The sequence below is a fragment of the Pseudomonas sp. BLCC-B112 genome, from assembly GCF_028550695.1.
In the GTDB taxonomy this organism is placed as follows: Bacteria; Pseudomonadota; Gammaproteobacteria; order Pseudomonadales; family Pseudomonadaceae; genus Aquipseudomonas; species Aquipseudomonas danubii.
In genome coordinates, this window is record NZ_JAQQGK010000012.1 from 36,082 (window position 1) to 54,754 (window position 18,673).

At 57.9% G+C, this 18,673-nt stretch carries 24 protein-coding genes; 17 read left to right on the forward strand and 7 right to left on the reverse strand.

The genetic code is table 11. The features are described 5' to 3' along the window. Positions 1–105 precede the first annotated feature (105 nt). Positions 106–537 (forward strand): VOC family protein, encoded by a 432-nt coding sequence (locus tag PQT43_RS26820; RefSeq protein ID WP_110596809.1) that lies wholly within the window; start codon positions 106–108, stop codon positions 535–537. A gap of 237 nt (positions 538–774) precedes the next feature. On the opposite strand, the gene csrA is transcribed toward PQT43_RS26820, so the two are convergent. Further along, positions 775–969 (reverse strand): carbon storage regulator CsrA, encoded by a 195-nt coding sequence (gene csrA / locus PQT43_RS26825; RefSeq protein ID WP_007920550.1) that lies wholly within the window; start codon positions 967–969, stop codon positions 775–777. Positions 970–1,233: 264 nt separating this feature from the next. Between csrA and PQT43_RS26830 the strand changes: the two genes are divergently transcribed. Beyond that, a complete protein-coding gene (locus PQT43_RS26830) occupies positions 1,234–1,590 on the forward strand; it encodes an SPOR domain-containing protein (RefSeq protein WP_267270029.1) in 357 nt (118 codons plus the stop codon). 54 nt (positions 1,591–1,644) lie between these two features. Here PQT43_RS26830 and PQT43_RS26835 read toward each other — a convergent pair whose 3' ends face one another. The 3 genes from PQT43_RS26835 to PQT43_RS26845 all read right to left on the reverse strand — a co-directional run bounded on the left by PQT43_RS26835 (position 1,645) and on the right by PQT43_RS26845 (position 3,901). Beyond that, positions 1,645–2,334: an endonuclease I family protein gene (locus tag PQT43_RS26835; protein ID WP_272755068.1), complete on the reverse strand. Its 690-nt coding sequence runs from the start codon at positions 2,332–2,334 to the stop codon at positions 1,645–1,647. 4 nt (positions 2,335–2,338) lie between these two features. Next, positions 2,339–2,608, reverse strand: a complete 270-nt coding sequence (locus PQT43_RS26840; protein ID WP_102863635.1) for a DUF1654 domain-containing protein — start codon at positions 2,606–2,608, stop codon at positions 2,339–2,341. A 204-nt stretch (positions 2,609–2,812) separates the two neighbouring features. Next, entirely contained in the window at positions 2,813–3,901 is a 1,089-nt protein-coding gene (locus tag PQT43_RS26845; RefSeq protein ID WP_110596810.1) for an asparaginase, read from the reverse strand. A 339-nt stretch (positions 3,902–4,240) separates the two neighbouring features. On the opposite strand from PQT43_RS26845, the gene PQT43_RS26850 reads away from it, so the two are divergent. From PQT43_RS26850 to PQT43_RS26885, 8 genes are all read left to right on the forward strand, one after another. Further along, the gene (locus PQT43_RS26850; RefSeq protein WP_102882491.1) at positions 4,241–4,690 is read left to right on the forward strand and encodes a hypothetical protein; all 450 of its coding nucleotides are present in this window, start codon (positions 4,241–4,243) and stop codon (positions 4,688–4,690) included. A 282-nt stretch (positions 4,691–4,972) separates the two neighbouring features. Then, positions 4,973–5,929 (forward strand): sugar ABC transporter substrate-binding protein, encoded by a 957-nt coding sequence (locus PQT43_RS26855; RefSeq protein ID WP_102882490.1) that lies wholly within the window; start codon positions 4,973–4,975, stop codon positions 5,927–5,929. 57 nt (positions 5,930–5,986) lie between these two features. Further along, positions 5,987–7,540, forward strand: coding sequence for a sugar ABC transporter ATP-binding protein (locus PQT43_RS26860; RefSeq protein WP_267269695.1), 1,554 nt, complete (start codon positions 5,987–5,989; stop codon positions 7,538–7,540). Beyond that, positions 7,537–8,514 (forward strand): ABC transporter permease, encoded by a 978-nt coding sequence (locus PQT43_RS26865; RefSeq protein WP_102863626.1) that lies wholly within the window; start codon positions 7,537–7,539, stop codon positions 8,512–8,514. The genes PQT43_RS26860 and PQT43_RS26865 overlap by 4 nt, the downstream gene beginning before the upstream one ends. A gap of 3 nt (positions 8,515–8,517) precedes the next feature. Beyond that, entirely contained in the window at positions 8,518–9,537 is a 1,020-nt protein-coding gene (locus tag PQT43_RS26870) for a LacI family DNA-binding transcriptional regulator (RefSeq protein WP_110596813.1), read from the forward strand. Between the two features lie 24 nt (positions 9,538–9,561). Then, positions 9,562–10,479: a ribokinase gene (gene rbsK, locus PQT43_RS26875; RefSeq protein WP_102882487.1), complete on the forward strand. Its 918-nt coding sequence runs from the start codon at positions 9,562–9,564 to the stop codon at positions 10,477–10,479. Next, entirely contained in the window at positions 10,476–10,880 is a 405-nt protein-coding gene (gene rbsD / locus PQT43_RS26880; RefSeq protein ID WP_110596814.1) for a D-ribose pyranase, read from the forward strand. The genes rbsK and rbsD overlap by 4 nt, the downstream gene beginning before the upstream one ends. A gap of 42 nt (positions 10,881–10,922) precedes the next feature. Continuing rightward, positions 10,923–11,951 carry a nucleoside hydrolase gene (locus PQT43_RS26885; RefSeq protein WP_102863619.1) on the forward strand — a complete coding sequence of 343 codons (1,029 nt, stop codon included), beginning with the start codon at positions 10,923–10,925 and terminating at the stop codon, positions 11,949–11,951. A 34-nt stretch (positions 11,952–11,985) separates the two neighbouring features. Here the strand turns inward: PQT43_RS26885 and PQT43_RS26890 are convergent, their stop codons facing one another. Then, positions 11,986–12,198, reverse strand: a complete 213-nt coding sequence (locus PQT43_RS26890) for a hypothetical protein (RefSeq protein WP_253084556.1) — start codon at positions 12,196–12,198, stop codon at positions 11,986–11,988. Positions 12,199–12,362: 164 nt separating this feature from the next. On the opposite strand from PQT43_RS26890, the gene PQT43_RS26895 reads away from it, so the two are divergent. Next, complete coding sequence (locus tag PQT43_RS26895) at positions 12,363–12,668, forward strand: hypothetical protein (protein WP_102863615.1); 306 nt, start codon at positions 12,363–12,365, stop codon at positions 12,666–12,668. A 162-nt stretch (positions 12,669–12,830) separates the two neighbouring features. After that, positions 12,831–13,142, forward strand: a complete 312-nt coding sequence (locus tag PQT43_RS26900) for an I78 family peptidase inhibitor (protein WP_102863613.1) — start codon at positions 12,831–12,833, stop codon at positions 13,140–13,142. A gap of 70 nt (positions 13,143–13,212) precedes the next feature. Here PQT43_RS26900 and PQT43_RS26905 read toward each other — a convergent pair whose 3' ends face one another. Together PQT43_RS26905 and PQT43_RS26910 are read right to left on the reverse strand one after the other, a co-directional pair. Beyond that, positions 13,213–13,425 (reverse strand): cold-shock protein, encoded by a 213-nt coding sequence (locus tag PQT43_RS26905; RefSeq protein ID WP_003179963.1) that lies wholly within the window; start codon positions 13,423–13,425, stop codon positions 13,213–13,215. A gap of 292 nt (positions 13,426–13,717) precedes the next feature. Further along, on the reverse strand, positions 13,718–14,017 hold the full coding sequence (locus PQT43_RS26910; protein WP_102882483.1) for a hypothetical protein: 300 nt from the start codon (positions 14,015–14,017) through the stop codon (positions 13,718–13,720). 386 nt (positions 14,018–14,403) lie between these two features. Between PQT43_RS26910 and thrS the strand changes: the two genes are divergently transcribed. The 5 genes from thrS (at position 14,404) to pheS (ending at position 18,646) form a co-directional block, all read left to right on the forward strand. Further along, entirely contained in the window at positions 14,404–16,326 is a 1,923-nt protein-coding gene (gene thrS / locus PQT43_RS26915) for a threonine--tRNA ligase (RefSeq protein ID WP_102863610.1), read from the forward strand. Next, positions 16,326–16,877, forward strand: a complete 552-nt coding sequence (infC, locus tag PQT43_RS26920; RefSeq protein ID WP_169893379.1) for a translation initiation factor IF-3 — start codon at positions 16,326–16,328, stop codon at positions 16,875–16,877. The genes thrS and infC overlap by 1 nt, the downstream gene beginning before the upstream one ends. 60 nt (positions 16,878–16,937) lie before the next feature. Continuing rightward, on the forward strand, positions 16,938–17,132 hold the full coding sequence (rpmI, locus tag PQT43_RS26925) for a 50S ribosomal protein L35 (RefSeq protein ID WP_002553160.1): 195 nt from the start codon (positions 16,938–16,940) through the stop codon (positions 17,130–17,132). A gap of 30 nt (positions 17,133–17,162) precedes the next feature. After that, positions 17,163–17,519 carry a 50S ribosomal protein L20 gene (rplT, locus tag PQT43_RS26930; RefSeq protein WP_016963673.1) on the forward strand — a complete coding sequence of 119 codons (357 nt, stop codon included), beginning with the start codon at positions 17,163–17,165 and terminating at the stop codon, positions 17,517–17,519. Positions 17,520–17,629: 110 nt separating this feature from the next. Then, on the forward strand, positions 17,630–18,646 hold the full coding sequence (pheS, locus tag PQT43_RS26935) for a phenylalanine--tRNA ligase subunit alpha (RefSeq protein WP_011060419.1): 1,017 nt from the start codon (positions 17,630–17,632) through the stop codon (positions 18,644–18,646). Positions 18,647–18,673: the final 27 nt, after the last annotated feature.

Consider the following 18,673-nt stretch of genomic DNA (forward strand, 5'->3'; position numbering starts at 1 on the left):
CTGGTGTGGCATTGGCTCAGTTGTAATCATTGGTAAGCGGGGCTGCACTTGGGATCGGCTTGAGCGTAGTCTCGCGGCTCGATCAATGAGCAATGGACTTTTGCCATGTTTCAAATGAATAACCTGGTTCCGGAAATGCTGGTCACGGACCTGGAGCGCAGTCTGATTTTTTATCGCGATACCCTCGGTTTCAAGGTGGAGTATCAGCGTCCGGAACACTTCTTTGCCTTTCTCTCCCTCAACGGCGCTCAGTTGATGCTGGAGCAGGATGATCAGGAGGAATCAGAGTGGCGCGTCGGCCCCTTGCAGGCGCCTTTTGGCCGAGGCATGAACTTGTCCATCGAGTGCCCGGACATTCGCCAGATGGCTGCCGCTCTGGCGCATGCCGGTATCGTCCTGCGCAGGGAAATCCAGGAGTGCTGGTACCGGCATGACGAGTTGCTGCATGGTGAGTTGAACCTGCTGGTGCTTGATCCGGACGGCTACCTGCTGCGGTTCACTGAGGATTTGGGGTTCAAGCCAGCGGTCAGCGCCTGACCGCCGAGCCCGGGTGCGACGCCTGTATTGCTGAGGCGCCGCGTACCGGGAGGCCGCGGTTGGTATTTGCCAGAAAAGGGCGATAGTCAGTGCTTGACGACAATCCAGTGGGCGGGAATCTGTTATAGCCGCAATCCGGTCAGGGCATGCAGGTGTTCTGTAGGAGAGGTTTAAGGCAAATAGGGCACGCGCCGCGCCAGCTGTTGGGCACAGGCAGGGAGCGGGTGCTCATTGGATTCATGGGGTTTCGCGTTTGTCCGGGGCGGTCAGTCCGGCTTGAATGCGTTGATAGATTTCCTCGCGGTGTACCGCGACGTCTTTTGGCGCGTTGATACCGATGCGGACCTGTTGGCCGCTGACGCCGAGAATGGTGATCGTAATGTCGTCACCGATGTTTATGCTTTCACCGACTTTGCGGGTGAGTATCAGCATGATCTTCTCCTTGATGGCTTTGTAGAGCACCAGATTCAAACAGTGCAGAGGTCGGTCTTAGGTATAGATTAGTGCGAAGTTCCACTGAGTGGGTGCCTCTTTCTGACGCGCAGACGATCTATTAATTCCCAAGGCGCAACTATACAGAGGCAATAAATATCATTCTTCCTGTTTCGGCCTGATTTTGTGACGAGGTCTCTTTTGTCTTGAGTGCTAAAATCACCGCCTCAGACTTTCTAGGGGTAGGTTGTGCGCACAGTAGCGATGATGATGGCGGTGTTGGCGTTGGCCGGTTGCGGTGAAGGCAAGCCAGTCGAGGCGAACAAGAGCACTTTGGCGACGACGCAGGTTCAGCCGGTTCAGGCTTCTAGCGCGCCGCAGTGGGATGTGTGGGTGGGCAGCGAACTGCCCCTGGCGGTCAGTGATCTCACAGGTTGGCTGATCGAGCACGGGATCATGTCCAATGTGGTGACCGTGGAAGGCAAGAAGCGGGTGCTGCTCGGGCCTTTTGCGTCCCAGGCCGAGGCCGAGGCAAAAAAGACCGAAGTGGTCGAGAAACTCATCAAGGCCAAGAAGCGTGACATTGATGTCACGGTTATCGAGCACCAGGCTGCACAGTAAGTAAGTCTGCTCCCGCCTTATCGAGAGGCGCCCATATCAAGGGGCGCCTCTGGGTCAGCCGCAGGCCTTGAGGTTGACGGTTCCGACAAACTCGTTTCCACGCCCCATCACGCAGGCCACGCTCTGATTGCGTTGGCGCTCCCAATCCTGCACCGGATAGGTTTTGTTCCAGGCTTCGAAGAGCTGTCGATCCTGTTTCGACAGGCGCAGACCGTATTGCTTGCTCATGTAGAAGTAGGTGCGGGCGATCATGCCGCGAATCGAGGGGCGGGGCATGACTTTCTTGGCCTTGAAGTCCACCTGGGTCAGGCATGAGCCATATTGCCCGGATTGCTCCGGCAGCCAGCCGAAACTGAAGTTGCTGCGGTCGCCATTCACTTCGCCAATGCTTGGTACCAGGTTATGCAAGTCCGCTTCGGCCCGCTGATAGACCGGGTCGGTACGGGTGCAATTCTTGCGCCCGCCTTGCTGCCAGCATTGGCGCTGATGACCGATCTGCCAGGCCGGCACTATGTGTTCCCATTCGATGCGCTCCGCACGCTTGGCGTTCTTGCGCGGTATATAGCCGCAAGCGGCGAGGTTTATCCGGTTGCCGTTGTACTTGCAGCCGCAGTAGAACTCGGTTGATTGGGGGGCATAGAGTTTCCAGGCGACTTTCTTGGCTTCGCTGAAGGTGCATGGGGCATCGGCTTGGGCGGTGAAGGTGACGAAAAACAGCAGTACGGCAAAACAACGGACACTCATCAACTCAGTCTTCCTTCGGTACGACCCAGAAAATTTGCACGCCACCATCGTCGCGATAGGCGAGGGTGACGTTGTCGTTCTCGGCGATTTCCTCCAGCAGGCGTTCCCACTCGTCCTGGGGCTCATCGGCGAGGCGGAAGATCAGGGCTGCCTTGGCTTTCTGTGCGGTAGGGGAGTTGATGATTTTCTGGATGCGTACACCCAGGCGTTCGTAGGAGCTGAGGGGCGTTTGGGTCGTGGCCACGGAACAATCCTTAATAAGCTGTACGTGCATACAGTATTTAACTGTAAGACATTTCGCAACTGCTTAAGATTCAAGAAGTTCCTCTGACCATGCTTTACGCATTTGTCTCACGGATGAGGGAGATTTTTTACGGGGGAGGGCGCGACGAGGCTGTTAGGCGGGGGGCGGAACCACTCGCCTGGATGGGCGAGTGGTTGAAGCCTGCTCGACCGGAGTCGGTCGAGCGGAGGGCTGTCAGTATTCCCAGAACATGCGTTGCAGTTCTTTGCTGTCCTGAGTCTTGGTCAGAGCGACCATGGCCAGGATGCGGGCTTTTTGCGGGTTCAGGTCGTGAGCCACGACCCAGTCGTTCTTGTCGTCAGGCTGTTCAGCGTTGCGCAGTACGAAGCCGCCAGCATTGACGTGGGAAGAACGAATGATCTGCACGCCGTTCTTGCGCAGCTCTTGCAAGGCTGGCACTACGCGGGAGGACACGGAGCCGTTGCCGGTACCGGCATGGATGATGGCTTTGGCACCACCTTGTGCCAGGGCCTTGTAAGCGGTGTCGCTGACGTTGCCGTAGCCGTAGGCGATTTCTACGTCAGGCAGGCTCTTGATGTTCTTGATGTCGAATTCCGAATCCATGGTGTGACGCTTGGCAGGCAGGCGGAACCAGTAGGATTTGCCTTCCACTACCATGCCCAGTGGGCCCCATGGGCTCTTGAAGGCTTCGGTCTTGATGTTGATCATCTTGCTGACATCGCGACCGGACTGGATTTCATCGTTCATGGTGACCAGCACGCCTTTACCGCGGGCGTTCTTGCTGCCGGCTACGGCTACTGCGTTGTACAGGTTGAGCATGCCGTCAGCCGACATGGCGGTGCCTGGGCGCATGGAGCCGACGACCACGATCGGCTTGTCAGTCTTTTCCACCAGGTTGAGGAAGTAGGCGGTTTCTTCCAGGGTGTCGGTGCCGTGGGTGATGACGATGCCATCGACGTCTTTGCTGTCGGCCAGTTCAGCAACGCGGCGACCCAGTTGCAGCAGGTTTTCGTTGGTGATGCTTTCCGAAGCGATCTGCATGACTTGCTCGCCACGCACATTGGCCAGTTGGCTCAGCTCGGGGATGCCGGCGATCAGTTGTTCGATGCCGACTTTGGCTGCTTGGTAGGTGGCGCTGTTGGCGGCACTGGCGCCGGCGCCGGCGATGGTGCCACCGGTAGCAAGCACCACGACGTTGGCGAGTTTCTGTTGGGTTTCAGCTTCTTTGGCCTGCACAGCTGCAGGCAGAAGCAGGAGGAGGGCCAAAGCGCCCGGAACGAAGGTTTTGAAGGCAGATTTCATTATTTTCTCTCTAGTAGTGAGACGGTGCTGATGCAGGTTCATCTAGAAACACCCCGACCGCAGATCTGTATGCGGTGAGGCAGTGAGGGTTGAGCAGGATCTGTACCAGCGCTACCTTGGTCCGATAAGTATTTTAAGTTACTGATTTATATCAACTTTATTTATTTTTATGACGGCGATGGAGTGGTGTGTGTCCGGGTTTCCGAACGTTTGCGCGGGTAGGCGTTCGGCAATCCGAAAATGCCCGTCAGCGGTTTGGTACAAAGGGGCAGGGGCCGTTATTAAAGAATGTCGCGAGATGGTCGATGACCCGACAGGATCTTTTTTTCAGGAGTTCATATGTCTCTGTCAGTCGGATTTCCTGGCGCAGGAGCGATTTTGATCAATGGCAAGTCACCGGCGACCATTGATGCATTGAGTAACGCCGCTGCCGAGGAGGCGTCCACGGCGCTGGGCACCGATGAGTCGGACACCCTCCGGGTGGGTTCCGGCAAGCAGGCGGAAAAGTCCGAAGCCGCAGACTCGGGTGGAGACAATCAGAGCATCGTCGTCAAGATGCTGCTCAAACGCATGCAAGAGTTGCAGGAGCAGCTCAAGCAGCAGCAACAGCAACTGGCTGCCGCCCAGGCCGCCGACTATCCGACCCCTGAAGCCAAGCAGACCGTGGTGATGGGCCTTCAAGGGCAGATCGCCCAGACCAACGGGGCCCTGGCCGAGGTATCGGGCAATCTGGTCCGTGAGCTGGCCAAGGACTCCTCCTCGGGCGGCCTGGTAAACACCACCGCATGACCCTCAGAGCCTGTTCGACGCTACGGTGCGGACAGGTTTCTCCTCTCCAGCAGTGGGGTTTTGCCCCCTGTCTGTCTGCTTTTTCCAGACACTGACCGGCGTTGACAAACTCTGGCTAGGTTCGCATAGTTCGTTTTACGCAAACGTTTGCGCGGCCTTTGGATAACGACAATCGTCTATCTTTCCAAGGTGCGGCACCGGCCTCCCATCCCTGCTGATGACGGCCTGCTCACCCTGCCGTGCGGACGCTGCTCACAATAATCATAAGATCGGAGTGAATTCATGAAGCTGCCCTTCGCTGGACGTCTACTCGCTGTCGCTGTTCTGGCTGCTGCATCCGCTGCCCTCCCTCTCTCTTCGGCCTATGCCGAGACCTCGCAGAAACCCAAGGTCGCCCTGGTCATGAAGTCCCTGGCCAACGAGTTCTTCCTGACCATGGAAGACGGCGCCAAGGCTTATCAGAAAGAGCATTCCGCCGATTTCGACCTGGTGTCCAACGGCATCAAGGACGAAACCGATACCGCCAACCAGATTCGCATCGTCGAGCAGATGATCGTCTCCAAGGTCAATGCCCTGGTGATTGCACCCGCCGACTCCAAGGCCATGGTGCCGGTGATCAAGAAGGCGGTGGATGCCGGGATCACCGTGATCAATATCGATAACCAACTCGATCCCGGTGTGCTGAAAAGCAAGAACATCAGCGTACCTTTCGTGGGGCCGGACAACCGCAAGGGGGCTCGCCTGGTGGGTGAGTACCTGGCCAAGCAACTGAAGGCCGGCGACGAAGTGGGGATCATCGAAGGGGTTTCCACCACCACCAACGCACAGCAGCGCACCGCTGGCTTCAAGGACGCGATGGACGCCGCGCAGATCAAGGTGGTCTCGCTGCAATCCGGCGACTGGGAAATCAACGCAGGCAACCGTGTGGCCTCGGCGATGCTCAGCGAGTACCCGAATCTCAAGGCATTGCTGGCCGGTAACGACAGCATGGCAGTGGGGGCGGTTTCCGCCGTGCGGGCCGCCGGTAAGGCCGGCAAGGTCCAGGTAGTGGGCTACGACAATATCAACGCCATCAAACCCATGCTCAAGGATGGCCGGGTCCTGGCCACTGCCGACCAGTTCGCTGCCAAGCAGGCGGTGTTCGGCATCGAGACCGCGCTGAAGATCCTCAAGGGCGAGAAAGTCGACAGCGGTGCCAACGGCGTGATCGAAACTCCAGTTGAGCTGGTCACCAAGTAGTCCTTCCGGCGGCACAACGGCGCTCGCCCGTTCGGGCGAGCGCATGGAGAGTTTCTTATGTCAGTTTCCGCTGCGAACGCTGTCCTCTCGGTCAGCGGTATCGGCAAGACCTATGCACAGCCGGTATTGACCGGCATCGACCTGACGCTGATGCGTGGGGAGGTGCTGGCCCTGACTGGTGAGAACGGCGCCGGCAAGAGCACCTTGTCGAAGATCATCGGTGGTCTGGTCAGCCCTACCACCGGCCACATGCAGTTCAACGGCCAGGACTATCGTCCCGGTAGCAGGACCCAGGCGGAAGAGGTGGGGGTTCGCATGGTCATGCAGGAGCTCAACCTACTGCCGACCCTGTCGGTGGCCGAGAATCTGTTTCTCGACAACCTGCCCAGTACCGGTGGCTGGATCAGCCGCAAGCAATTGCGCAAGGCGGCGATCGAGGCCATGGCCCAGGTCGGCCTTGACGCCATCGATCCCGACACGCTGGTGGGTGAATTGGGCATCGGTCACCAGCAGATGGTGGAGATCGCCCGCAACCTGATCGGCGACTGTCATGTGCTGATTCTCGATGAGCCGACGGCCATGCTCACTTCCCGTGAGGTGGAGATGCTCTTCGAGCAGATCACTCGCCTGCAGGCTCGGGGCGTGTCCATCATCTATATCTCCCATCGCCTGGAAGAGCTGGCCCGGGTGGCCCAGCGCATTGCTGTGTTGCGTGACGGTTGCCTGGTGTGTGTCGAGCCCATGGCCAACTACAACAGCGAACAGCTGGTGAACCTGATGGTGGGTCGCGAGCTGGGCGAACACATTGACCTGGGCGAGCGCAAGATCGGTGCGCCGGCGCTGACGGTGAACAACCTCAGTCGCTCGGACAAGGTTTGTGATGTGTCCTTCGAGGTGCGCAGTGGCGAGATCTTCGGTATCTCTGGCCTGATCGGGGCAGGGCGTACCGAGTTGCTGCGGCTGATCTTTGGTGCCGATGTCGCCGACAGCGGCAGCATTGCCTTGGGCACACCAGCCCGGCCGGTGAGTATTCGCTCCCCGGTGGATGCGGTGGCCAACGGCATTGCGTTGATCACTGAGGATCGCAAGGGCGAAGGGCTGCTGCTGACCCAGTCCATCAGCGCCAATATCGCCCTGGGCAACATGCCGGCTATTTCCAGTGGCGGCCTGGTCAATGGCCGGGACGAAGAGCAACTGGCCCGGCGGCAGATCGATGCCATGCGCATTCGCAGTTCCAGTCCGGCGCAATTGGTGTCCGAATTGTCCGGCGGCAACCAGCAGAAAGTGGTGATCGGCCGTTGGCTGGAGCGCGACTGCTCGGTGTTGCTGTTCGACGAGCCCACTCGCGGTATCGATGTCGGCGCCAAGTTCGATATCTATGGCCTGCTGGGGGAGTTGACCCGCCAGGGCAAAGCCCTGGTGGTGGTGTCCAGCGACCTGCGCGAGTTGATGTTGATCTGTGATCGCATCGGCGTGCTCTCTGCCGGGCGTCTGATCGACACCTTCGAGCGTGACAGCTGGACCCAGGACGAATTGCTTGCCGCCGCCTTTGCCGGCTATCAAAAACGAGATGCGTTGCTCAGCGAAGCGACGCCTAGGAATGCATCATGAAAACTGCACCTGCAAGCGGCAAGCGAGGCGGCCATTACTACGGCCTCGGCACCTACCTGGGTCTGGCGGGGGCGTTGTTGGGGATGATCGTCCTGTTCTCCCTGCTCAGCAGCCATTTCCTTTCCTATGACACCTTCAGCACCCTGGCCAACCAGATTCCCGACCTGATGGTGCTGGCGGTGGGTATGACCTTCGTCCTGATCATCGGTGGCATCGATCTGTCTGTGGGGTCGGTGCTGGCCCTGGCGGCCTCGACAGTCAGCGTGGCGATTCTCGGCTGGGGCTGGAGCGTGGTACCTGCGGCATTGCTGGGCATGGCCTGTGCGGCGTTGGCGGGAACCATCACCGGCTCGATCACTGTGGCCTGGCGTATCCCGTCCTTCATTGTGTCCTTGGGTGTGCTGGAAATGGCCCGGGGCGTTGCCTATCAGATGACCGGCTCGCGCACGGCCTATATCGGTGATGCCTTCGCCTGGTTGTCGAATCCGATTGCCTTTGGCATTTCGCCGTCGTTTATCATTGCCCTGCTGATTATCTTCCTGGCCCAGGCGGTGCTGACGCGCACCGTGTTCGGCCGCTACCTGATCGGCATCGGTACCAACGAAGAGGCGGTGCGTCTGGCGGGGATCAATCCCAAACCCTACAAGATCCTGGTGTTCAGCCTGATGGGGTTGTTGGCGGGCATTGCAGCGCTGTTTCAAATTTCTCGCCTGGAAGCGGCAGACCCGAATGCGGGCTCCGGTCTGGAGTTGCAGGTCATCGCTGCGGTGGTGATTGGCGGCACCAGCCTGATGGGCGGACGCGGTTCGGTGATCAGTACCTTCTTCGGCGTCTTGATTATTTCCGTGCTGGCTGCAGGCCTGGCGCAAATCGGCGCATCAGAACCGACCAAGCGCATCATCACCGGCGCGGTCATTGTGATTGCCGTGGTGCTGGACACCTATCGCAGCCAGCGCGCCAATCGGCGGGTTTGATTCATGGCAACAATCAAGGATGTGGCAGCGCTGGCGGGGATTTCCTACACCACGGTGTCCCATGTGCTGAACAAGACGCGACCGGTCAGTGAAGAGGTGCGGGTCAAGGTGGAGGCGGCGATCAAGCGCCTCGACTATGTACCCAGTGCGGTGGCCCGTTCACTCAAGGCCAAGACCACCGCGACCATCGGCCTGCTGGTGCCCAACAGTCTCAACCCCTACTTCGCCGAACTGGCACGAGGGATTGAGGACTACTGCGAACGCAACGGTTACTGCGTGATCCTCTGCAACTCCGACGATAACCCGGACAAGCAGCGCAACTATCTGCGTGTGCTTCTGGAAAAGCGTATCGACGGGCTGATTGTGACGTCCGCTGGTGGCGACAGTGGTCTGGCCCAGGGTCTGGCCGGGGTGCGCACGCCGATGGTGATTGTCGACCGTGGGCTGGAAGGGGTGGACGCCGATCTGGTGCGTATCGACCACCATTACGGTGCCTACCTGGCGACCCGGCACCTTCTGGAGCTGGGGCACCGGGACATCGCCTGTATCGGCGGACCGGCCAACACCAGCGTGGCGCAGATGCGCCTGGCGGGGTTTCGTCAGGCGTTGCAGGAAGCCGGTGTCGAGGTGCCAGCAGGGCGCATCCTGGAAAGTGACTTCAGCAGCACTGGTGGTTATCGGGCTGCGGCGCAGTTGCTTGAGAGTCGCCCGCCAAGCGCCATTTTCGCCGCTAACGACATGATGGGCATCGGTGTGTTGCGGGCCGCGGCGGAGCGCAATATCCGTGTACCCAGTGAGCTCTCGGTGATCGGCTTCGACGACATTCTCATGAGCCGTTATGTCTACCCGGCGCTGACCACGGTGGGTCAGTCGATCCTGCAACTGGGGGAGACCGCGGCAGAGTTGCTGCTGCGCCGGATCGCTGCGCGGGAGTTGCCGGTCGACCAGCGCATCGTTACGCCGAATATTGTCTTGCGGGAATCGACTGCGCCGCTCAGTAGCGCATTTGCCGAGTACCGCTGAATCCAAATGATTGAGTATCGATGTATGCCAGCAAAAGTAGTGGTAGTGGGAAGCCTCAATATGGATCTGGTGACCCGGGCCGAGCGCTTGCCGCGAGGAGGCGAGACGCTGATTGGCAAATCCTTTGCGACGGTTTCCGGTGGCAAGGGAGCCAATCAGGCGGTGGCGGCCGCCAGGCTGGGGGCGCAGGTGTCGATGGTCGGCTGTGTTGGCGATGATGCCTATGGCGAGCAATTGCGCAGTGCCTTGCTCGCCGAGCAGATCGATTGCCAGGCGGTGAGCGTGGTAGAGGGTTCCAGCGGCGTAGCCCTGATCGTGGTGGATGACAGTAGCCAGAATGCAATTGTCATCGTCGCCGGTGGCAACGGCCTGCTCAGCCCCGAGAAGGTTGCGGGGTTTGATCGGGTGTTGCAGGAGGCCGACGTGATCATCTGTCAGTTGGAAGTGCCCCTGGCAACGGTGGGGTACACCCTCAAGCGCGGGCGTGAGCTGGGCAAGACGGTGATTCTCAATCCGGCGCCGGCCAGCGGCCCGCTGCCGGAGCAGTGGTACGGCTCGATCGACTACCTGATTCCCAATGAAAGCGAGGCGTCCGCCCTCAGTGGCGTGGCGGTGGACTCGCTGGAGAGCGCCGAAGCTGCGGCCGGTCGCTTGATCGCCGCCGGTGCCGGCAAGGTCATCATCACCCTGGGGGCGCAAGGTTCGCTGTTTGCCAATGGCCGCAGTTTCGAGCATTTTCCGGCGCCCAAGGTCAAGGCCATAGACACCACGGCCGCGGGGGATACCTTCGTCGGTGGTTTTGCCGCCGCCCTGGCTGCCGGCAAGAGCGAGGCCGAGGCGATCCGCTTTGGTCAGGTCGCTGCGGCGCTGTCGGTGACGCGCGCCGGTGCACAACCTTCCATTCCCACACTGTCCGACGTACAGGCCTTTGTCCCTTCATGAAAAAGACACCTTTGCTCAATATTGCCCTGTCACGCTTGATTGCCTCTTTGGGCCACGGCGACATCGTGGTGATCGGTGATGCCGGTCTGCCGGTGCCTCCTGGCGTCGAATTGATCGATCTGGCCCTGACCCACGGCGTGCCCGATTTTCTCGGCACCCTCAAGGTGCTGCTCAGCGAGATGCAGGTGGAGAGTCACGTGCTGGCCGAGGAAATTCTGCTCAAGCGGCCGCAGCCTTTACTGGGGCTGGATGTGCTGAACCTCAGTGGCGAGCTGGGGGAGCGGAGACTGATGAGTCACGAAGATTTCAAGGTGCTCAGTCGCCAGGCTCGTGCAGTGATTCGCACGGGAGAGTGCCAGCCGTATTGCAACATCGCCCTGGTTGCCGGGGTGACCTTCTAGGCCGCTGTCCGGCTTTTCCTTACCTTGCACAAGGAGTGCGCCATGCACCGCTATGCTCTGCTGTTTCAACACTGGTTCCGGAGTCTGCTGCTCTTGTCTCTACTCACTGCTACCGGCGCTCAGGCGGCGGAAAAAATCGATCTGATCATCGACACCGACCCGGGGGCCGACGATGTGGTGGCTCTGTTGTTCGCCCTGGCATCGCCCGAGGAGCTGCATATTCGTGCCTTGACCACGGTGGCGGGCAACGTGCGCTTGGACAAGACCTCGCGCAATGCACGCCTGGCCCGTGAGTGGGCTGGTCGCGATGAAGTGCCGGTCTACGCCGGGGCGCCAAAACCGCTGCTGCGCACGCCGATCTATGCCGAGAATATCCACGGCAAGGAAGGCATTTCCGGGGTGACTGTGCATGAGCCCAAGGCGCCTCTGGCCAAGGGCAATGCGGTCAACTATCTGATCGATACGTTGCGGGCGGCCAAGCCCCACAGCATCACCATCGCCATGCTGGGGCCGCAGACCAACCTGGCACTGGCATTGATCCAGGCGCCGGATATTACCCAGGGCATCAAGGAAGTGGTGGTCATGGGGGGCGCGCACTTCAATGGCGGCAATATCACCCCAGTGGCCGAGTTCAACCTGTTCGCCGATCCTCAAGCGGCCGAAGTGGTGCTCAAGAGTGGCGTCAAGCTGACCTACCTGCCACTGGACGTCACCCATAAGGTGCTGACCAGCGAGGCGCGACTGCAGAAGATCGCCGCCTTGAACAACAATGCCAGCAAGGTGGTAGGGGATATCCTCAATGAGTACGTCAAAGGCGACATGGAGCACTACGGTATTCCTGGCGGCCCGGTGCATGATGCGACGGTGATCGCCTATCTGCTCAAGCCTGAGCTGTTCAGCGGGCGTCAGGCCAACATGGTTGTCGACAGTCGTGAAGGGCCGACGTTCGGCCAGACCATCGTCGACTGGTACGACGGTCTGAAGCAGGAAAAGAACGTGTTCTGGGTTGAGAACGGTGATGCTCAGGGCTTCTTCGACTTGCTCACCGAGCGTCTGGCTCGGCTCAAGTAAGTAGCGCCCCCCGCAGGCTCCTGCCTGCGGGGTTCTATTCCCGTTCCGGGTCCTGTGCGCCTGGGTGATCAGCAGGGTACTTCTCGAAAACCTGCTCAATGAACGCCCAGGCGGATTGGGTTCCCAGTTCCTTGACCAGCAGGTCTATGCCAATGATCGCCAACTCTTCCGGGCTCCCTGGGCTGTAGGAGCACTGGCCCTGGGGCCATTTGGCTTTGATGTCGGCGTCGATATTCACGGTGGCCATGAAAGTCTCACGAATTCGGATAAGGCGGGCGCCAGGGCCGGGCCTGGGCGGGTGTTTGCTGCGTCGCAGAGTTAACCATGTTGCCGAGCGTTTGGCACTCCGACTTAGGCATCAAGCGGGGGCTATGCGACACTGGCGCTTTTCCTGCGCTCAAGGAAGCTTCTGTGCAAATCGATTTGAATCAGCCTGATGCCCTGACCCTGGAGGCGGTGCGCCAGCTTCTGGCTTCGGCCAGTGACAACGTGCATACCCAGTTGCGTGTCACCAGGACCGGGATTGCCTACATCTCTTCGGGAGTGGTGGGAGGTGTCGACATCGAGGGTTTGTTGTTTCGCCTGGAAACCTGGGCAGCCGGATCCGGCTATGTCGGCAACGTGGCGGCCAGTGATGAGGTTTGGGTAATGCAGATCTTCAATGCACTCAAGCAGAACTGGCCGAAACCGGCGTTCGACTACATCGATATCTATTGAGTGCTGTTCATATTCAGTGACGATTGTCCTGTGAAAGTGTCGCGATGCCTGAGGCAGACTTACTCGCTGTCCGTGACATAGGGCAAAAGGCCATTTTGTTTTGAAACCAAAAGCCAAATCGGCTGTCGCACGATCTCTGCTTAATTTTGAAAAGGAGGCTTCATGCCTTGGAAGCTCGCTTCATTCGGAACCTTGTTGGCCGCTGTTGTCCTCAGTGGATGCAGCACCACCGGGTCGACAAAGGAACCTGTGGCCTCTGAATCCGGGCACACGCGTTGTGAAGCAACAGCTGCCGAATTTGCCGTCGGCAAGAAGGCTTCTCCCGAACTGCTGGAGCAGGCCCGTACTCGCGCAGGAGCGCAATATGCGCGTTTCCTCAAGCCTAATGACATGATTACTCTGGAGTACCGCTCCGACCGCCTGAACCTCAATACCGATGCCGGCCTGGTGGTTACTCGGGTCAACTGTGGTTGAGGCTTAGGTTTTTGGCCCGCGCATAAAAAACCCCGTCACATGGACGGGGTTTTTTTAGCTCGCTGAAAACTTACTCAGGGCGAACTTGTGCAGCTTGCATACCCTTTTGGCCTTTCTCAGCCACGAAGGAAACGGTTTGGCCTTCTTTCAGGCTTTTGAAACCGTCGCTTTCAATAGCTTTGAAGTGTACGAACAGGTCGTCACCGCCACCTTGAGGAGTGATGAAGCCGAAGCCTTTTTCATCGTTGAACCATTTTACGGTGCCGGTTTGGCGATTAGACATGGTGTATCTCCAAGAAACATATATTTTCAGTAGTGCTGTGCTGCTCAGGCCAACTGGGCACACCGAGCTATCATAGTCGAAATGTTCGGCTTGGGAGCCCCCTGTAGGTGCTCTTTGCCCGATGTGTCCGTGTATTTTGCCGTTCGATTTGCCTGTAGGCCCCGGTTTAAGGGGCTTTCGCGGAAAACAAACGGTGATAAAAAAACCCGTAAAAGCTGCGTAAATTGTGAAAAAAACCGCGTTTCAGGCCTGCTGACAGGCCTTGGTGCAGCCTGTTTCGTGCGGTGGTTGGTTATTTGACCACTCGGCAAGCAGCGATGGCGTCCAGGGCTCGGGTTCGCAGTTCTGCACTAGGTTGCTTGGATTTACTCATCAGCTCCTTGATTTCATCGGTGGTGAATTTTTCATTCAGCTTCTCTGCACCGCAGGCGCAATGTTTCTCGGCGCTTTTGGCGTCGATGCTTTGGCTGGCTGCTGCAGTGCAATCCTTCATATAGTCGGCACGAGCTCCGGCAGGCCATGCAGCTTGTGCGCTCAAGGGCAGGAGCAGGGCGAGTGGGGCGGCCAGGGTAAGCAATTGGGTAAGGCGCATGAGTCGAGTTCTCCTGAGGTCGATAGCCAAGACGACGATTCTCTTGGTATTTGAGGTTCGGCGTACATCGCAAGTTCACTTTCTTCAATAAAAGACCGGAAAGTATCTTTTGGGAAACTTGCTGCGCGGTGCTTGCGATTTATCTGTGCTAGCATGCCCGGCTTGGGTGTTTTCAAGCTTTGGGTGTTGCACTTCTCCCTCGCGGTCTATGCCTCATTAATTTTGATTTGAACCCCAGTCACTCTGGTTCGGTTTCCCGGTTGGCCGCAAGGCTCTTGCCACTGTGAGGCAGGCGTTTGTTACAGAACGGCCGGACTGAATCGCGTACTGGCTCATCCCAACCCACGTGACCTTTGGTAGGGGTCACCACTAGGAGAGGAGGCGCCATGCCCACCATTACTCTTCCCGACGGCAGTCAACGTTCATTCGATCATGCGGTATCCGTAGCCGAGGTCGCTGCATCTATTGGCGCAGGTTTGGCTAAGGCCACCCTGGCCGGCAAGGTCAATGGCAAGCTGGTCGACGCCTGCGATGTGATCGACAGCGACGCAACCCTGCAAATCATCACGCCAAAGGACGAAGAGGGGCTTGAGATCATTCGCCACTCTTGCGCTCACTTGGTAGGGCATGCAGTCAAGCAGTTGTATCCGACCGCCAAGATGGTCATCGGCCCGGTCATTGATGAAGGCTTCTATTACGACATCGCCTATGAGCGTCCCTTCACGCCCGAAGACATGGCGGCTATCGAGCAGCGTATGCAGCAGCTGATCGAGAAAGACTACGACGTGATCAAGAAGGTCACCCCGCGAGCCGAAGTGATTGAAGTGTTCAAGTCTCGTGGCGAGGACTACAAGTTGCGCCTGGTGGAGGACATGCCGAATGAACAGGCAATGGGCCTCTACTATCACGAAGAATATGTCGACATGTGCCGCGGTCCGCACGTGCCGAACACGCGCTTCCTGAAGTCGTTCAAATTGACCAAGTTGTCTGGTGCCTACTGGCGCGGCGACGCCAAGAATGAGCAGTTGCAGCGGGTTTACGGTACTGCGTGGGCGGATAAGAAGCAGCTCGCTGCCTATATCCAGCGTATCGAAGAGGCCGAAAAGCGCGACCATCGTAAGATCGGCAAGCGTTTGGGCCTGTTCCATACCCAGGAGGAAGCTCCGGGCATGGTGTTCTGGCACCCCAATGGTTGGACTTTGTACCAGGTGCTCGAGCAGTACATGCGCAAGGTGCAGCGTGAAAACGGCTATCTGGAGATCAAGACTCCGCAAGTGGTCGATCGCAGCCTTTGGGAAAAGTCCGGGCACTGGGCCAACTATTCCGAGAACATGTTCACCACCGAATCGGAAAGCCGCGACTACGCGATCAAACCCATGAACTGCCCGTGCCACGTGCAGGTGTTCAATCAGGGTTTGAAGAGCTACCGCGAACTGCCGATGCGCCTGGCCGAATTCGGTGCTTGCCACCGTAACGAGCCTTCGGGAGCGTTGCACGGCATCATGCGTGTGCGCGGTTTTACCCAGGACGATGCTCACATCTTCTGTACTGAAGATCAGATGCAGGCCGAGTCCGCTGCGTTCATCAAACTGACTATGGATGTCTATGCCGACTTCGGCTTCAAGGACATCGAGATGAAACTTTCCACTCGTCCTGAAAAGCGCGTGGGTTCCGATGAGTTGTGGGATCGTGCGGAAAATGCGCTAGCTGCGGCTTTGGACAGTGCCGGGTTGCCGTATGATCTGCAGCCGGGCGAGGGCGCGTTCTATGGTCCGAAGATCGAGTTCTCGTTGAAAGACTGCCTGGGGCGTGTATGGCAGTGTGGTACCTTGCAGCTGGATTTCAACCTGCCGATCCGTCTGGGTGCTGAATACGTATCCGAAGACAACAGCCGTAAGCATCCGGTGATGCTGCACCGGGCGATTCTCGGCTCCTTCGAGCGTTTTGTCGGGATTCTGATCGAGCATTACGAGGGCGCGTTCCCTGCGTGGCTGGCTCCGACTCAGGCCGTGGTGATGAATATCACTGATAAACAGGCAGATTTTGCCCTTGAAGTAGAAAAAACACTCAATCAAAGCGGATTTCGTGCCAAGTCCGACTTGAGAAATGAAAAGATCGGCTTTAAAATCCGCGAGCATACTTTGCTCAAGGTTCCCTATCTCTTGGTTATTGGAGATCGGGAGGTCGAGATGCAGACTGTCGCTGTGCGTACCCGTGAAGGTGAAGACCTGGGCTCGATGCCTGTGGACCAATTCTCGGCGTTCCTCGCACAAGCGGTTTCCCGGCGTGGTCGCCAAGATTCGGAGTAATTATTATTAAGCGTGATATGAGACAAGATAAACGAGCTGCACCGAAAGCCCCGATCAACGAGAATATCTCGGCACGCGAGGTTCGGTTAATTGGCGCTGACGGCGAGCAGATTGGCATCGTCTCGATTGATGAAGCGCTTCGTATAGCTGAAGAAGCCAAGCTGGATTTGGTGGAGATTTCCGCCGACGCAGTCCCACCTGTTTGCCGGGTGATGGATTACGGCAAATCGATCTTCGAAAAGAAGAAACAGATTGCTGCTGCGAAGAAGAACCAGAAGCAGATTCAGGTTAAAGAAATCAAGTTTCGTCCAGGGACGGAGGAAGGGGATTACCAGGTAAAACTGCGCAACCTGGTACGTTTCCTGAGTGACGGGGACAGGGCCAAGGTATCCTTGCGATTCCGCGGCCGTGAGATGGCCCACCAGGAGCTGGGGATGGAACTCCTCAAGCGGGTTGAAGCTGACCTGCAAGAGTACGGTTCGGTCGAACAGCATCCTAAGATGGAAGGACGCCAGCTGATCATGGTCATCGCCCCGAAAAAGAAGAAGTAATCAACAGGGCACGGCAGGCCTTCTGATTATGTTTATCAACTGAATGCGGAGTATCCGAACATGCCAAAGATGAAAACCAAAAGTGGTGCTGCTAAGCGGTTTCTGAAAACTGCTAACGGTATCAAGCACAAGCACGCTTTCAAGAGCCACATCCTGACCAAAATGTCGACCAAGCGTAAGCGTCAACTGCGCGGTAGCAGCTTGCTGCATCCGTCTGACGTGGCAAAAGTCGAGCGCATGCTGCGCCTTCGTTAATTTTTGGATCAAGAATAGAGGAAGTAACTCATGGCTCGTGTAAAGCGTGGCGTCATTGCCCGTAAACGTCACAAAAAAATTCTGAAACTTGCTAAAGGCTACTACGGCGCACGCTCGCGCGTATTCCGTGTTGCCAAGCAAGCGGTAATCAAGGCAGGCCAATACGCCTACCGCGACCGTCGTCAGAAAAAACGTCAGTTCCGCGCTCTGTGGATCGCTCGTATCAACGCTGGTGCTCGTACTAACGGTCTGTCTTACAGCCGTCTGATCGCTGGCCTGAAAAAGGCGTCCATCGAGATCGACCGTAAGGTTCTGGCTGATCTGGCAGTGAACGAAAAAGCGGCGTTTGCTGCGATTGTCGAGAAAGCTAAAGCCACCTTGGCTTAAGTACCCCCGACAGTCATCCGGGCTCACCTTTCGTGGGCTCTGGTGTTAAACGTCATAAATAGGGGAAGAGCCTTCAAGCTCTTCCCCTATTTTGTATCTGGAGTCTGTACATGGAAAACCTGGATGCGCTGGTTTCTCAAGCACTTGAGGCCGTGCAACACGCTGAAGACATCAATGCCCTGGAACAGATCCGGGTTCACTTCCTTGGCAAGAAGGGCGAACTGACTCAGGTGATGAAGACCCTGGGCAATCTGCCTGCCGAAGAGCGTCCGCAAGTCGGAGCGCTGATCAACGTTGCCAAGGAGCGTGTAACAGAGGTTCTCAATGCGCGCAAAGCGGCTTTCGAGGAGGCGGAGCTCAGCGCCAAACTCGCTGCCGAGTGCATTGACGTAACTCTGCCGGGCCGTGGCCAGACCTCTGGCGGTCTGCACCCGATTACGCGGACCCTGGAACGTATCGAGCAATTCTTTACCCACATTGGCTACGGCATCGCCGAAGGCCCTGAGGTTGAAGACGACTATCACAACTTCGAGGCGCTCAACATCCCAGGCCATCACCCGGCCCGGTCGATGCATGACACCTTCTATTTCAATGCGAACATGCTGTTGCGCACCCATACCTCGCCGGTACAGGTCCGCACCATGGAATCGCAGCAGCCGCCGATTCGCATCGTCTGCCCAGGCCGTGTGTATCGTAGCGACTCCGATATCACTCACTCGCCGATGTTCCATCAGGTCGAAGGCCTGCTGGTGGATCGCGACATCAATTTTGCCGATCTGAAAGGCACCATTGAAGAGTTCCTGCGGGTGTTCTTTGAAAAAGAGCTGGCCGTGCGTTTCCGACCTTCGTACTTCCCGTTCACCGAGCCATCCGCTGAAGTCGATATGGAATGCGTGATGTGCAGCGGTAAAGGTTGCCGCGTCTGCAAGCAGACCGGTTGGCTGGAAGTCATGGGCTGCGGCATGGTTCACCCAAATGTGCTGCGTATGTCCGGGATCGACCCGGAAGAGTTCCAGGGCTTTGCCTTCGGCATGGGCGCCGAGCGTCTGGCCATGCTGCGTTACGGTGTCAATGACTTGCGCCTGTTCTTCGACAACGACTTGCGGTTCCTTGCGCAATTTCGCTAGTCGCGCGTCCGTAACGAATCTATTAGG